Raw genomic sequence first — 13,273 nt, forward strand, 5'->3', positions numbered from 1 at the left:
CTTTTTCAAAGGTCCACACAGTTTCCATATAGGCCCCATAAATGTCCCACAGAGAGCCGTCGGTGAGCGGCCCCCGACGCGGGGAGGCTTTACGATCCGGTGTTGTGCCTGACGATGAAGCAGTGGATTTGAGTCTCCCGGAAGGCCTGTTGCCCGCCGACGGGCGATTCGGGTGCGGCCCGGCCAAGGTGCGGCCCGAGCAACTGGACGCGCTCGCCTCGCGCGGCGCGGACTTCCTCGGGACCTCGTACCGCCGTGGCGCGGTGCGCGCGTTGCTCGGGCGGGTTCGCGCCGGGCTGCGGGAGCTGTTCGAGCTGCCCGCGGACTATCAGGTGGTGCTCGGCAATGGTGGGGGCACGGCCTTCTGGAACATCGCCACCCACGGCCTCATCCGGAACCGGGCCCAGCACCTGTCCTTCGGTGAGTTCTCCGGCCGTTTCACCGCGGTCGACCGGAACACGCCGTGGCTGGCCGAGCCTTCGGTGATCGAGAGTCCACCCGGAACCTGCCCTGGGCCGCGCGCGGAGCCGGGAGTCGATGCCTACGCGCTGACGCAGAACGAGACCTCGACCGGCGTGGCCATGCCGATCCACCGGGTACCCGGTGCCGATGTCGATGCCCTGGTGCTGGTCGACGGAACCAGTGCGGCTGGGGGCATGCTCGTGCGGCCGGAGGCGTTCGACGTCTACTACTTCGCACCACAGAAGTGCTTCGGTGCCGACGGTGGGTTGTGGATCGCGCTGATGTCACCGGCGGCGGTGGCCCGCGCCGAGGAGATCGCGGCCGGCGGCCGGTATATTCCGGAGTTCTTCAGCCTGCCGGCCGCCATCGGCCACTCGGCTCGTGACCTCACGTTCAACACCCCGTCGGTGGCGTCGCTGTTCCTGTTGAGCGAGCAGATCGACTGGCTGCTCGGCCTCGGGGGGCTGAGTGGCGCCGCGGCCAGGGCGGCGAAAACGGCCGCGCTGGTCTATGGCTGGGCCGAGGATTCGCCTTACGCGGCACCGTTCGTCGCCGAACCGGAACAGCGGTCGCCAGTGGTCGCGACGATCGAGTTCGCCGAGCACATCGACGCGGCACACATGGTCGCCGGGCTGCGGGCGCACGGCATCCTCGACCTGGAGCCCCATCGCAGTTTCGGCCGGAACCAGATCCGCATCGGCATGTTCCCGGCGATCGAGATCGCCGACGCCGAAGCACTGTTGTCCTGTATCGACCATGCCGTCGCACAGCTCGGCCGACCGGCCGGGCGGGGAAGGAGGTCCAATGCCTGATGCACCTACGGTCGTGGTGGTCGGTGCTGGGATCGTCGGCGCGTCCATCGCCCACAGCCTTGTCCAGCGGGGTTGGTCGGTCACCGTCGTCGAACAATACACACCGGGACATGTGCGGGGCTCCAGCCACGACACCTCCCGGGTGCTCCGGTTGTCCTACGGCGGAGGCCGTGACATCGACGTCTGGTACACCCGCCAGGCCTGGCGGGCCCGGCAGCTGTGGCAGGAAATCGGGGTGGAGGAAGGAATCGAGCTCTTCCACAACGTGGGCGTCGTCTGGTTCGCCAAAGGAGAGGCCGAATTCGAGGAACAGAGTGCTCGCAGTCTCGAGGCGCTGGGTCTCCCGGTCGAGCGGCTGGCCCCCGAGGCGGCCCGCGACTTCTTCCCCGACGTGCGCTGCGACGACCTCGAATTCGTGTTGCACGAACCGAGCAGTGGCGTGTTGCGGGCGCGGCTGGGCGTCCTGACCCTGATGCGCCGTGCTTTGCGGGCAGGTGCCAGGTTGCGCATCGCCAAGGCCCGGCCGGATGCGAAAGGCAGGGCCATCGTGGACGGCAAGGTGCTGCCCGCCGATCAGACGATCTGGGCTTGCGGTCCGTGGCTGGGACGTTGGTTCCCGCATCTGGCGGAAATCGAATCCGTCCGGCAGAACGTCTTCTACTTCGGCGTGGAACCGCAGTGGCGGACGCCCGGCCTCCCGGTGTGGGTCGACGGTGGCGCATACGGGGCCGGGGACATCGACGACAGCGGCTTCAAGGTCGGCGGGGCGCTTGGCGCCGCTCCGGTCATCGATCCCGATCTCGCCGACCGCCCTCCCGATTCGGAGGCCGAGCAAGCCGCCCGGTGGGCGCTCGCCAACCGGTTTCCCGCGCTGGCCGGCGCTCCGCTGGTTTCCCGGCACGTCTGCCAATACGAGCTGACCGCGGATCAGCATTTCCTGCTCACGCCGGTGCCGGAATCGGTTGGCGGCTGGCTGGCAGGCGGGGGCGGGCACGCCTTCAAGTTCGGTCCCGCGTTCGGTGAGTACACCGCTGACCTGATCGAGGGCGGCGAGCAGCCACTGCCCGAGTTCGGGCTGGGACCGCGGGAGAAGTACCAGAGCAAGGAGAGCACGACCCCGGGACAACTGGCTCGCCAGCATCGCTGAGTTTCCGGACCGGTAGCCAACGACAAAGGAGAGAACATGTTGTACGAAGCCGAACGGCAGCTGCTAGTGGAAAGCATCAACGACATGGCCCGCTGGGGGATGATCGAGACTACCGGCGGTGGCCTGAGCGTCCGGGCCGACAACGGCGACATCATCGTCACCGCCACCGGTTCGGCGTTCGCACGCTGGAAGGTCACACCGCGCGACATGACGGTGATCTCGGCGACCGGCGAACTGAGGGAGCGCACCGGGGGAGTGGCGCCGGTGGGCGCGCTGATCCACATGGCCGCCTACGAGATGTTCCCCGACTGCCGCGCGATCGTGCACGCGCACAGTGCCTATGTGCTCGCGTTCGCCTCACTGGGCATGGGCATTCCCTCCTGTGTCAACCAGCTGGACACCTTGGGCGAAGTGCCCTGCCTGATCGCCGACGACACCGCGGTCAAGGGCGGGGTGCTCAGCGGTGAGTCTGACCAGCCCGAGGTCAAGCTGCCCGACGGCATCGCCCAGCGGCCGGAGATCGCGGCTGTCGACACCTACCAGCTCATCCCGCAGCTGAAGCAGAAACTGGGCCCGCGGGCGGACGAACTCAAGCGCCACGGCCTGGCGTGCGTACTCTATCGCCATGGTGCCTTCACTTTCGCCCGTGGACTGACCGAGGCGGTGGAGAACCTGGCCAGGGTGGAGATGAGCGCGCGGACGGCCGTCTTCCAGGCGATCCTGCGCGGCGGCCTGGCCGGGATCGAGCCCAATCTGCTGTTCCCGAAGGCGGGGCTGGCCGTCGAACAGCAGCTCGCGGATGTCTGACGGCTCCGCCGAAAGCGCTTACTACGCGCAACTCGCCCGGACCAGGGGCGCCGCCGGGGCGGTGCAGCTCGACGGCAGCGGCCGGGTGCTCCTGGTACGGCCCGGGTACAAGCCGGTCTGGGACCTGCCTGGAGGTGTGATCGAAGCCGGGGAGTCCCCGCTGGCCGCGTGCACTCGCGAGGTGCGGGAGGAACTCGGCATCACACCGGTGCTCGATCGGCTGGTCGGGGTGGTGTGGTTCCCGTCCCGGCCTCGCCGCACCGCGTCGAACCTGTTCGTGTTCGCGGGTCGTCTGCCCGAGACCGCTCAGACGGCCATCGAACCCGACCCCGGCGAGATCGCCGAATTCGGCTTCTTCCCGGTGTCGGCGCTACCGGAGGTGGAACCGCACACCGAACGCCGGGTCCGCTCGTGCGTCGAGGGATATCTCGGTGGAGGAACGGTGTACTACGAGGAATCGACGAAACCGGCATGGTACGGCGGTTCCGGGGAGGGGCCGGGATGAGCCCGCGCGAACCGGTCGAAACCGTACTGCTGGATGCCGGGGGAGTGCTGATCATGCCTGCCGCCGAAGCCGTGATCGCGATCCTGCGGGTCGGAGGTGTGCAGGCCGACGTGGGTGTGATCGACCGCGCTCACTACGCGGCCACCGCGGCGAACGACGCGTTCCCTCCGCGGAATCGCCTGCTGTACCTGAACGCCTTCGCCAGGGCGTGCGGGGTCGAGGACGACCGAGTCGAGCGGGTGGTCGTCGAACTCGCCATCGCCATCGACGGTCCGAAGTGGACTCGCGAGCTGGCAGGGGCCGCGAAGTCGTTGCGCGCACTGAGTTCCTTGCCGGTCGCACTCGGCGTGGTGTCCAACTCGGTCGGGGTGGTGGCCGAACAGTTGCGGCAGGCCGGCATCTGCCAGGTGGGGCCGGGAACCGGGACCCCGGTGTCCCTGGTGATCGACTCCGCGCTGGTCGGCGTCGCCAAACCGGATCCCGGGATCTTCCACCTCGCGCTGCGGGAGCTGGACGCCGAACCCGAGCGGACCGTCTACGTCGGGGACACCGCACGTATCGACGTGGACGGTGCGCTCGCCGCCGGGATCCGGCCCCTGCACCTCGATCCGCATCGTGACTGCCCCGATCCGCCAGGGCGACACGAACACCTGCGCAGCCTCGGCGATCTGGCCGCGTGGGTGCACGCTCATGGACGATGACCCGGGCCGCCTCACGATCCGCCGGTCGCCGAACCGCTGGGTGCTGCTGTCGGTGAGCCTGATCGCCTGGGCGGTCGGCGCCACCGCGGTGTTCCAGCTCTCGCTGGTGCTGCCCGCTTTGCGTGCGGAGACCGGGATGTCGCTGGCGCTGGCCGGAGCACTGGTCGGGGTCGCCAACGGCGGACTGACCGTGGCCATGCTGGGTTGGGGTCTGTTCGCCGACCGCTTTGGTGAACGGTGCGCCATGTCGTGCGGCCTGTCCCTCTGCGCCCTGCTCCTGTGCGTGGCCGCTGCCACCGATGGTGTCGCGGCCCTGTTCGCTGTCTTCGCCCTCGTCGGGGCGACCGCGAGCTCGGTGTACGCACCGAGCGGGCAGGCGGTGGTGCGGCGGTTTCCCGTTCGACAGCGCGCTTTGGCCCTCGGACTCACCCAGACCGCGACACCGCTCAGTTCGGCGCTGGCCGCGGCGATCGTGCCGGGTGTCGCGGCCGCTTACGGCTTGTCCGTCGTCTGGCTCGGTATGGCCGGGCTCTGCCTGCTGACCGCGCTGGTGGTGTTCCTGTTCTGCGGGCAACCGCGGGCGGATGAGACCCCGGTCGTTACAGCGTCCGGCGGTGCCGAGCCGGTACCGTGGCGACGGATCTACGGGGCCTGCGCGTTGCTGATCCTGCCTCAGTCCACGCTGCTCACGTTCAGCGTCAGTTACCTCGTCGATGATCGAGGCTGGAGCCCGGTACAGGCGGGGTGGCTGCTCAGCGGGGCGCTCCTGCTCACCGTGCTCACCCGGCCGCTGGCCGGTTACCTCGCGGACCGTCTCGGAGCCCCGCTCGGCTTGATGCGGATCTTCGCCTTCGGTAACGCGGTCGTGCTGTTGTTCGTCGTGATCGGTGCGGTGACCAGGACCTGGCTGGGCACGGTGATGGTGCTCGTCGCCTGCGTCTCGACGATCACCGGTTACGGGCTGGCCTCCACGGCGGTCGCCGGATTCGCCGCGCGGGCCCGGTTGGGGCGTGCGCTGGGAGTGCAGCACACACTGCAGAGCCTGATGACCACTGCCGGTCCGGTGGTGCTGAGCGCGGTCATCGGCAAAGCCGGGTACGCGGGGGCGTTCGCGGTCATCGCGGTCGCTCCTCTCGCCGGTGGGGCGCTACTGCCGGTGGCGGCCGAACGGCCCGGTCAGTCCCGGCAGCAGTGCTCGAGCACTTCGGTGGAGGGCGCGCCGGCGAGGATGGCCTGGTGGACTCGGCGAAGATAGGCGGAGGGTTCCACGCCGGTCTGCGAGACCAGGTTCCGCCGCGCGTCCAGGTACGCGCCGAGGGCCTCGCCTTTGCGCCCGGACCGGTACAACGCGAACATGTACTGCGACCAAGTGAGTTCCGAGATCGGGGAAGCCGCGATCAGTTCGCGGAGTTCACCCACCACTTCCTTGTGCTGCCCCAGCCGCAGCCGCGCCTGGACGAGATCGTTCAGCACGTCGGCCCGGCGTCCCTCCAGCGCGGTGATCGGTGCGATCAGCGCGGGGGTGACACGGACGTCTTCGAGCGGTCTTCCGCGCCACAGCTCCAATGCGCTGCTCAGGCATTCGGCGGCGAGTTCATGGTCGGACTGGCGTAGTGCGGCCCGCCCCTGCGTCGCGAGCCGTTCGAAGACGGACAGATCGAGTTCGTCGGCGCGCACGCGCAACAGGTATCCGGGCATCCTGGTGATCAGACGGTCTCGCCCAGCGTCTCCGGCGGTGTCGAGCAGCCGACGGACACCGGCCACATAGCTGTAGACGTTCGCGACCGCGGAGCGCGGAGCCGGGCCGTCCCATAGCATCGCGGTGAGCCGGTTCACCGACACGATGTGGTTGGCATTGAGCAGGAGTATGCTCAACAGCGCTCGTTGCTTCGGCGTGCCGAGGCCGCTCACCCGGCTTGCCGGGCCGGCTTCAACGGGACCCAGAACACGGAAATCCATTTGTCATGCCTCCCCCAGTGCCCGAAGATCAATTGGCGTGAGTGCATTCGCAAGGCGTCGGGTCGCGAAAATGACACTTTAGGCCAGAGTGTCACAAGTCTGGAGTTCATGCAACGCGATCGAACGGCCGATTTCATGCGAATGGGCCTTGACTGTCGGCTGCGCCGACGCTATCGCCGCCGTGGTCTTGCCGAGTATACCCGGAATTAGGTTCGGAATTCTTTTCTGGCATGTCCGGAATGGCGTAGGATGACTGTCGGGGATTTATCGTCGAGTCTTTTCGTGGAGGGCGGGGTCGTGAACTTGACCGATGACGAACTCCTGCGAATCCGACCGGAGCGGATGGCGTCCGCCTATATGGAATACCGGCGATCCGGTTACGAGTTCATCTATCGCGCGGCGTTGGAGAATGGTGTGCTCGACGAGCTCGGCGCACCGCGGACCGTGGCGCAATTCGTGGCCCGGCATGGAGTTGCGTCGGGCAAGGCGGTGGTCGCCGAGTTGCTTCTCGAGGCGCTGAACAGGTGCGGAGCGGTTCGTCGAGTCGGTAATCGGCCTTCGCGCTTCAGTGCGGTGACCGATTACGTGCCGCCACGATCGATTGACGATGAGCTGATCCGGCTGGCCACCGGCAAATCGAGTTACCGGGAGCTCGGGTACAGTGGGAGCTTCGGCCGTGTGGTGGCGTCTCTGACCCATGAGGAAAAGCATGCGTTGTCGGGTTTCGATGCCTCGAACGCCGATCTCTGGGATCAGGGAATGCAACTCCCGTACTATAGGTACGCTCGAATGTGTGCGGTGCGCACACTGGTTTCCGCGGGTTCCGATTTACTTGATCTGGCTTCCGGAACCGGATTGGGGCTGCTTGAACTCGCGCGTCATACGACCGGCGGTGGTGAGGGTCGGTTCGTCGGCGTGGAGGTCAGCCCGGACTTCGTCCGAGTCTCGGCCGAACGCACGGCCGATGCTCCCCGGACTCGCATTGTCCAGGGGGATCTGGAACAGCCACTCGCCCTTCCCGGTGCGCAGTGCTTCGACGGCGCGATGTTGGTCGGCGCTTACCACTATCTGCGGGACGCGACGCCGATGTGGCAAAGTATGGCGCGGCTGGTGAGAACAGGCGGTGTGGTGTGCTTGGCAATGGCGTACTTCCGCACCGGCAGCTATGACCAGGAACTGGTCGATCTGCGTTACGCGCAAAGGAACCCGGTCGCACACCCTCGAACCCGTGCGCAGGTGATCGCCGAGGCGGGGGAGGCGGGTTTCGTACTGGAGCGCGAGTTCTGGTTCGGCTGCTTCGGCTGGCTCGCTTTCCGCGCTACAGGCGATCAGCGCGGATCGGAGGGCGCGGGCATGACCTCGCAGCCGAATTCCAGATAGGCCACGCGGCCGTCGTCGTGCGCCCGGCGGCAGACCTCGATCCGCCGGGCGATATGCGGTGCCATAAGCTCCCGGAACCTGAGCCTGTCGACGAACTGGCAGGCCGACAGCTCGTCGGCCGGGAGCCGGATCGCGGGGATCACCTCGTCCGGGATCCGCCCGGCGAAGACGAACACATTCGAATCGTCCCGGCCGGACCGCGGTGGTATCCAGTCGACCCCGGCAAGCGGACCGAGCACCGGGGCGATGCCGAGTTCCTCGCGCAGTTCCCGCACGCACGCCGCGAGCGGCGACTCGCCCTCCTCGATCACTCCCCCCGGCAAGCCCCACCCCGGTTTATAGGTGGGTTTGACGATGAGAATGCGTCCACGATCGTCGAAGAGCATTCCCGCGGACGCGCCCCTGGTTCCCGGTCGCGCGCTCAGCGGCTGTTCCCCGAATACAGGTTTTCCGACCAGGTTGCGCCAGGGTGGTGCAGTGCGTCGGGTTTGATCCCGCTGATCCCGCCGTGCAGGGTGGCCTGGAACAACGCGGTCCGGGCGCTGACCTCGATCCGCGTGAGATTCTCGACGGCCTCGTCGAGGTGGCGGGCGAAGACGAAGACGCCGTGCCGGTAGACCACGAAACCGAGGCCGTGCTTGTCCAGCTCGTCGGCGCGGGAGCCGAAGTGTTCCAGGATCTGGGGGTTCACCGTGAGAAGGTAGCCCGCGATCACGTCCGGGCGCGATCCCATGCATTCGGCGACATCGATGTTGACTCGTCCGGCGAGCACATCCTCCTTGACGGTGGGGTCGTCCGAGGTGAAGCAAGGGACCTCGCCCATCGTGTCGAGCTTGTTCGTGCAGGAGGGCACGCCGAGACCGAGCGAGGCGAACGCCAGGCTGTACGGTGCGTGGGAGTGCACGATCGCGTTGCAGTTCGGGAATTCTCGGTAGATCGCCATATGCAGTGGCGCGTCCGGTGGCGCCAGATCCGTGGCGCGCTCGACGATCGAACCCTCGGGCCCGTAGACCATCAGGTTGCGGGCGGTGATGTCCCACCGCACGAACGCGGAGCTCGCGGTGGTGCTTACGATGTTCCCGGAGCCGGCGCGGACGCTGACCGAACCACCGGCCGGATCCAGCGTCCCCCAACGCGTCATGTCGCTGACGGCCCGGATGATGTGGTGGCGTTCGGCTTCGTGACCCATTCTGGCGATCCTTTCGATCTATGCCGTCCGGTCGGGTACCGACAGCGGCGAGGGGTTCCGGTTCCACGCGCGAACTTCTCGCGCGAGCCGGGCATAAGCGAGGAAGCAACGGGTCTGGGAGAACGATCGGGCGTTGAGCCGGGCGCGGCTGCCCATGGCGTCGAGACGGCTCGCGGGCCACCTCGCGGCCTCGGCCAGCGCGAAGGCGAGGCCGCCGGGATCGTCGGCGGAATAGACGAGGCCGGTGATCCCGGGTATCACCAGTTCGGTGCTGCCCCCGCGATCCGGCACGATCTGCGGGATGCCGGCGCCGCCCGCTTCGAGCACCGAACGCCCGAAACCTTCGATGTCGCAGGCCGAGACGAGGACGTCAGTACCGGCCTGCCACCGGTGATCCGGTACATGGCCAGGGAATCGGATGTCCCGGCCGGGGTAGAGCTCGTCTGCCAACCGCCGGAGATCCGGCAACGCCGTACCGGTCCCGTAGATGTTGAGCTGTGCGTGCGCGGCGAGTTCGTCGGGCAGGCGTGCGAAGGCGTGGATCACCCGGTCGATCAGTTTCCACGGCTCGGTTCGGGCGACCACCGAAAATCTGCGTGGCAGCGGTGGCTTCCGGGGTTTCCGGTACAAATCGAGGTGGACGGCGTTGTGGATGGTGACCGCGTTGACCGGGAGGGAAGACAGCTCTCGGATGCTTCTCGTGGCGGCCCGGCTGACACCTACCCAGCAGTCGGCCCGGGAGAGGATGTCCCAGTGGAGTTCGCCGGGCAGCCGGGGAACCAGCCGCCGTACTCGGGGATCGACGGTTCGCAGGCGCTGGTCCGCAACGAGGATTCCGCGCAGAACCGAAATGACCGGTACGCCGAAGAAATCCGCCGCCGCGATATCGACCATCGCTGTCCGATGCGCTCCGATGAGCACCGTTCCGGCGGAATCCTCACCGAGTTCAGCGACCAGTGCCTGTTCATAGGCGTCGTAGTCCGTGACGTGCCGTACGCGAACACCCGGTGGATCAGGCGTGGGGGCGCCGTCGTTGCCCCACCAGATGACGACGACCTCGACCCCAAGCAGTTCGCGAAGGCCCCGCGCCAGTTCGAACGTCGACCGTTCGGCGCCCCCGGACGCCGTTGTCAGCCACGTCAGTACCACGCGCCGGAAGAGCGCCCGGCTTGCTGGTGTTCGCGGTATCCATCGACTGGCCATTGGGTGAACTCTGCCAACCGGGCCTACAGGGAGGCCACCGGAACGCCACAAAGATCCTACAACTCGGTGGGATCAGAATCGTCTACTGTGGACTGCGGACACCAAGATGAGGACGCGGGTTCCCGCGTGCGGGAGGCACCGTGCGCAGCCCCGGATCATCACAGCTGCTCCACCGTCATCACCAAGGTCCGGCCGAGACGATGGAACACTGCCGACGTCTTCGTTCAAGGTACGGATCGTCTGACACTCGCTGACGCCCAGCACGCTTCCCTGCGCCGCGGCACTGAGTGTCGTGGTCCCGTCGTCGCCGATCACGTGAAGATCGCAGCGGCAGGTGGCCTGCCGTCGGCCGCTGTGCAGGACCCGCGCCTCCGCCACGAGCCGGGTTCCTTCCGCCGGCCGCAGCTAGGGGCCGCCGCGGAAACTTTCCGCCGGATCCGCGACTCCTTTCCACCCGCTGGCCGGTCTTTACTCCTGACCCCGCTTTCCGGGCCGGTGCCGCAGCCGGCGAGCGAAGTGGGTGAACCGATCCGGCCGGCCGCGAGGAACCTCATGACCAGCAGCAACACCGATCCCGTGAACGACGAAAGGGCCGTGCGCGCGGTACTCGACGGGATCTACGCGGCTTGGGCGGGCAACGACGCCGACGCTTTCGTCGCGGCCTACGCCGACGATGCGACAGCCACCATGCCGGGGGGATTCCTGGGGAGCAAGCAGGCGATCCACGCCACCATGGCCGCGGGCTTCGCCGGACCACTCAAAGGTTCGCGCGGAGTCGTGGACGTGCGGAACGTCCGTTTCGTCGGCTCGGACACCGCGGTGGTGAACGCGACGAGCGCCACGGTCATGGCAGGCGAGGCCGAGCCGCCCGCCGGACAGTGGGCCATGGACACCTGGACGTTGTCACGGGCGGATGGCCCCTGGCGTGTCGACGCTTATCACACCTGCCCGACCGCGGCGAACTGAAGCCGCGCCCAGGACCGGCGAGAGAATCGAGAAATCGTGCCTGTCAAGTTCAGCATTTTCCTGCCCACCGGTTTTGGTCGGGAACTGGCGCACATTCCGGATCCCGTGGATGCCTTCGAAACCGTGAGCCAGGTGGCTCGCGCCGGAGACCAACTCGGTTACGAGACCCTTTGGATCGTAGATCACCTGCACACCATTCCACCGTCCCAGGCGACGTTCTTCGAGTGCTGGACCACCCTCGCGGCATTGGCGCGTGACACCGAACGCATTCGTATCGGCCAGATGGTGACCGGCAACAACTACCGTAATCCCGCGCTTCAGGCGAAGATGGCGTCCACCGTCGATGTGCTGTCGCACGGCAGATTCACCTTCGGCATCGGCGCCGGGTGGTACGAGTCCGACTACCACGCTTACGGTTACGAGTATTCGGAAGCACCGGAGCGCCTTCGCCAGTTGCGCGAAGCCGTCCAGGTCATCCTTTCGCTGTGGACCGAGGACGAAACGACGATCGAGGGCAAGTACTACCAGGTCAGCGGTGTCATCAACCAGCCGAAGGGTGTTCAGCGGCCGCACGTTCCGATGCTGATCGGCGGAGCGGGGGAGAAGGTCACGCTGAAACTGGTGGCGCAGTACGGTGACGTCTGCAACGTCATCGAAAGCCCGGCCGGCTTGGCGCACAAGTACGGAGTTCTCAAGCGCCATTGTGGCGACGCGGGGAGAGATTACGACTCCATTCTCCGGACGACCACCTCGATCTGTATCATGGCCGACACGGATGAAGAGGCACGGGCTCTCGTGCCGGGTGGCACCGAGGCGATCTATCCCGGCGACGTCGGGGAATACGGTCTGATCGGAAGTATCGACACGATCCATCGGCGCATCGCCGACTATGAGGCAGCCGGTGTCCAGGAGATCGCGATCAGTTTCCTCGAATCCACCGATCTCGATGTCCTCAAGCGATTCGCCGAAGAATTCATTCACTGACCGGTCGATCCGGTGGGCCACCGCCCACCGGATCGACGGCACAGTGCCGAGTATGGTCGAGCCGCCCTGTCTCGCGGCCTGCCGGAGGGTCCATATGGGAGAAACGACGCCGGACGACGGGGAATTCGTCCGGGCCACCGAGGGATTCCGGCGCGAGCTGCTCGCGCACTGCTATCGCCTGCTGGGCTCGGTGGACGACGCGGAGGACCTCGTCCAGGAGACCTACCTCCGCGCGTGGCGCGGGTATGAAGGGTTCGAGGGGAGGTCGTCGGTCCGGGTCTGGCTCTACCGGATCGCGACGAACGTCTGCCTGACCGCGCTCGGGCATCGAAACCGGCGGGTACTGCCGTCCGGCCTGGGGCGACCCGTCGACGACCCATCGGTCCCGCCGATCATCGCCGGACCCGAGGTCCGCTGGCTACAGCCGATGCCGGATGCCTTGGTGCGGCCGGAAAGCGACGATCCCGCGGCCGCGGTCGCGGTCCGCGACAGCATCCGGCTCGCGCTCATGGCCTGCCTGCAGTATCTGCCGGCCCGGCAGCGCGCGGTCCTGATCCTCCGTGACGTGCTGGCGTTCTCCGCCACGGAGGTCGCCGACATGCTCGACACCACCACGGCGGCGGTCAAGAGCACCCTTCGCCGCGCCCGGGCCAAGGTCGAAGAGATTTCACCGGCGGCGGAACGGGTCGTTCCGCCCACGGACCGGGAACTCCGCGCCCTGCTGGCGCGGTACATCACGGCTTTCGAGAACTCCGACGCGGCGGCTCTGGAAAGCCTGCTGCGGCAGGACGCCACGCTGGAGATGACGCCGGCGAAGACCTGGTTCTCCGGCAAAGCGACCTGCGTTCCCTACCTCACGAAGTACGCGCTCTTCTCGCCTGGAGACTGGCGGATGGTCCCTACGAGCGCCAACGGGCAGCCCGCTGTCGTGGCGTACCTCCGTGGTGAGGACGGTGCCCATCACGCGTTCGCGATCGCGGTCCTGACCCTGGCCGTCGACGGCATCGCCAGGATCACGCTGTTCGGGGAACCCGGGATGGCCGCGAAATTCGGCAGGCCTCAGGTTCGCCCGGTGCCCGACCGGTGAGGACCATCGCCCCGGTCGTCCTGTGAGGGGCGAGTTTGACGTGCGGGAAGCGCGTCCCTAATGTTGCGTAA

14 protein-coding genes are annotated in these 13,273 nt (G+C 67.2%); 10 read left to right on the forward strand and 4 right to left on the reverse strand.

Annotated elements, in window-relative coordinates; genetic code table 11:
* Positions 1-122: 122 nt before the first annotated feature.
* Genes serC through DL991_RS31965 form a run of 6 tightly spaced genes read left to right on the forward strand, consistent with a single transcriptional unit; the run spans position 123 to position 5,689 of the window.
* On the forward strand, positions 123-1,274 hold the full coding sequence (gene serC, locus DL991_RS31940) for a phosphoserine transaminase (RefSeq protein WP_233599111.1): 1,152 nt from the start codon (positions 123-125) through the stop codon (positions 1,272-1,274).
* Complete coding sequence (locus tag DL991_RS31945; protein WP_158634475.1) at positions 1,267-2,421, forward strand: FAD-dependent oxidoreductase; 1,155 nt, start codon at positions 1,267-1,269, stop codon at positions 2,419-2,421. Before serC ends, DL991_RS31945 begins: the two co-directional genes overlap by 8 nt.
* A gap of 36 nt (positions 2,422-2,457) precedes the next feature.
* Positions 2,458-3,228 (forward strand): class II aldolase/adducin family protein, encoded by a 771-nt coding sequence (locus DL991_RS31950; RefSeq protein ID WP_125788071.1) that lies wholly within the window; start codon positions 2,458-2,460, stop codon positions 3,226-3,228.
* Positions 3,221-3,733, forward strand: coding sequence for an NUDIX hydrolase (locus tag DL991_RS31955; RefSeq protein ID WP_125788072.1), 513 nt, complete (start codon positions 3,221-3,223; stop codon positions 3,731-3,733). The genes DL991_RS31950 and DL991_RS31955 overlap by 8 nt, the downstream gene beginning before the upstream one ends.
* Positions 3,730-4,434: an HAD family hydrolase gene (locus DL991_RS31960; RefSeq protein ID WP_158634476.1), complete on the forward strand. Its 705-nt coding sequence runs from the start codon at positions 3,730-3,732 to the stop codon at positions 4,432-4,434. The genes DL991_RS31955 and DL991_RS31960 overlap by 4 nt, the downstream gene beginning before the upstream one ends.
* Positions 4,424-5,689 (forward strand): MFS transporter, encoded by a 1,266-nt coding sequence (locus DL991_RS31965; protein ID WP_125788074.1) that lies wholly within the window; start codon positions 4,424-4,426, stop codon positions 5,687-5,689. Before DL991_RS31960 ends, DL991_RS31965 begins: the two co-directional genes overlap by 11 nt.
* Here DL991_RS31965 and DL991_RS31970 read toward each other — a convergent pair.
* Positions 5,611-6,393: an AfsR/SARP family transcriptional regulator gene (locus tag DL991_RS31970; RefSeq protein ID WP_125788075.1), complete on the reverse strand. Its 783-nt coding sequence runs from the start codon at positions 6,391-6,393 to the stop codon at positions 5,611-5,613. The two genes, DL991_RS31965 and DL991_RS31970, sit on opposite strands and share 79 nt — an antisense overlap.
* 297 nt (positions 6,394-6,690) lie before the next feature.
* Between DL991_RS31970 and DL991_RS31975 the strand changes: the two genes are divergently transcribed.
* A complete protein-coding gene (locus DL991_RS31975; RefSeq protein ID WP_158634477.1) occupies positions 6,691-7,773 on the forward strand; it encodes a class I SAM-dependent methyltransferase in 1,083 nt (360 codons plus the stop codon).
* Here the strand turns inward: DL991_RS31975 and DL991_RS31980 are convergent.
* From DL991_RS31980 to DL991_RS31990, 3 genes are read right to left on the reverse strand one after another with little or no spacing between them, the layout of a single operon-like run.
* Positions 7,722-8,159, reverse strand: coding sequence for an NUDIX hydrolase (locus tag DL991_RS31980; RefSeq protein ID WP_125788077.1), 438 nt, complete (start codon positions 8,157-8,159; stop codon positions 7,722-7,724). The two genes, DL991_RS31975 and DL991_RS31980, sit on opposite strands and share 52 nt — an antisense overlap.
* Before the next feature lie 35 nt (positions 8,160-8,194).
* Positions 8,195-8,962: a class II aldolase/adducin family protein gene (locus tag DL991_RS31985; protein ID WP_125788078.1), complete on the reverse strand. Its 768-nt coding sequence runs from the start codon at positions 8,960-8,962 to the stop codon at positions 8,195-8,197.
* An 18-nt stretch (positions 8,963-8,980) separates the two neighbouring features.
* Positions 8,981-10,111, reverse strand: coding sequence for a glycosyltransferase family 4 protein (locus DL991_RS31990; RefSeq protein WP_158634478.1), 1,131 nt, complete (start codon positions 10,109-10,111; stop codon positions 8,981-8,983).
* A 606-nt stretch (positions 10,112-10,717) separates the two neighbouring features.
* Here DL991_RS31990 and DL991_RS32000 point away from each other — a divergent pair.
* The 3 genes from DL991_RS32000 (at position 10,718) to DL991_RS32010 (ending at position 13,202) form a co-directional block, all read left to right on the forward strand.
* Positions 10,718-11,131, forward strand: a complete 414-nt coding sequence (locus DL991_RS32000) for an SgcJ/EcaC family oxidoreductase (protein ID WP_125788080.1) — start codon at positions 10,718-10,720, stop codon at positions 11,129-11,131.
* A 36-nt stretch (positions 11,132-11,167) separates the two neighbouring features.
* Positions 11,168-12,115, forward strand: coding sequence for an LLM class F420-dependent oxidoreductase (locus tag DL991_RS32005; protein WP_233599114.1), 948 nt, complete (start codon positions 11,168-11,170; stop codon positions 12,113-12,115).
* A gap of 94 nt (positions 12,116-12,209) precedes the next feature.
* Positions 12,210-13,202: a sigma-70 family RNA polymerase sigma factor gene (locus DL991_RS32010; protein ID WP_125788081.1), complete on the forward strand. Its 993-nt coding sequence runs from the start codon at positions 12,210-12,212 to the stop codon at positions 13,200-13,202.
* Positions 13,203-13,273 lie beyond the last annotated feature (71 nt).

This window comes from Amycolatopsis sp. WAC 01375, assembly GCF_003947325.1.
Lineage (GTDB): Bacteria > Actinomycetota > Actinomycetes > Mycobacteriales > Pseudonocardiaceae > Amycolatopsis.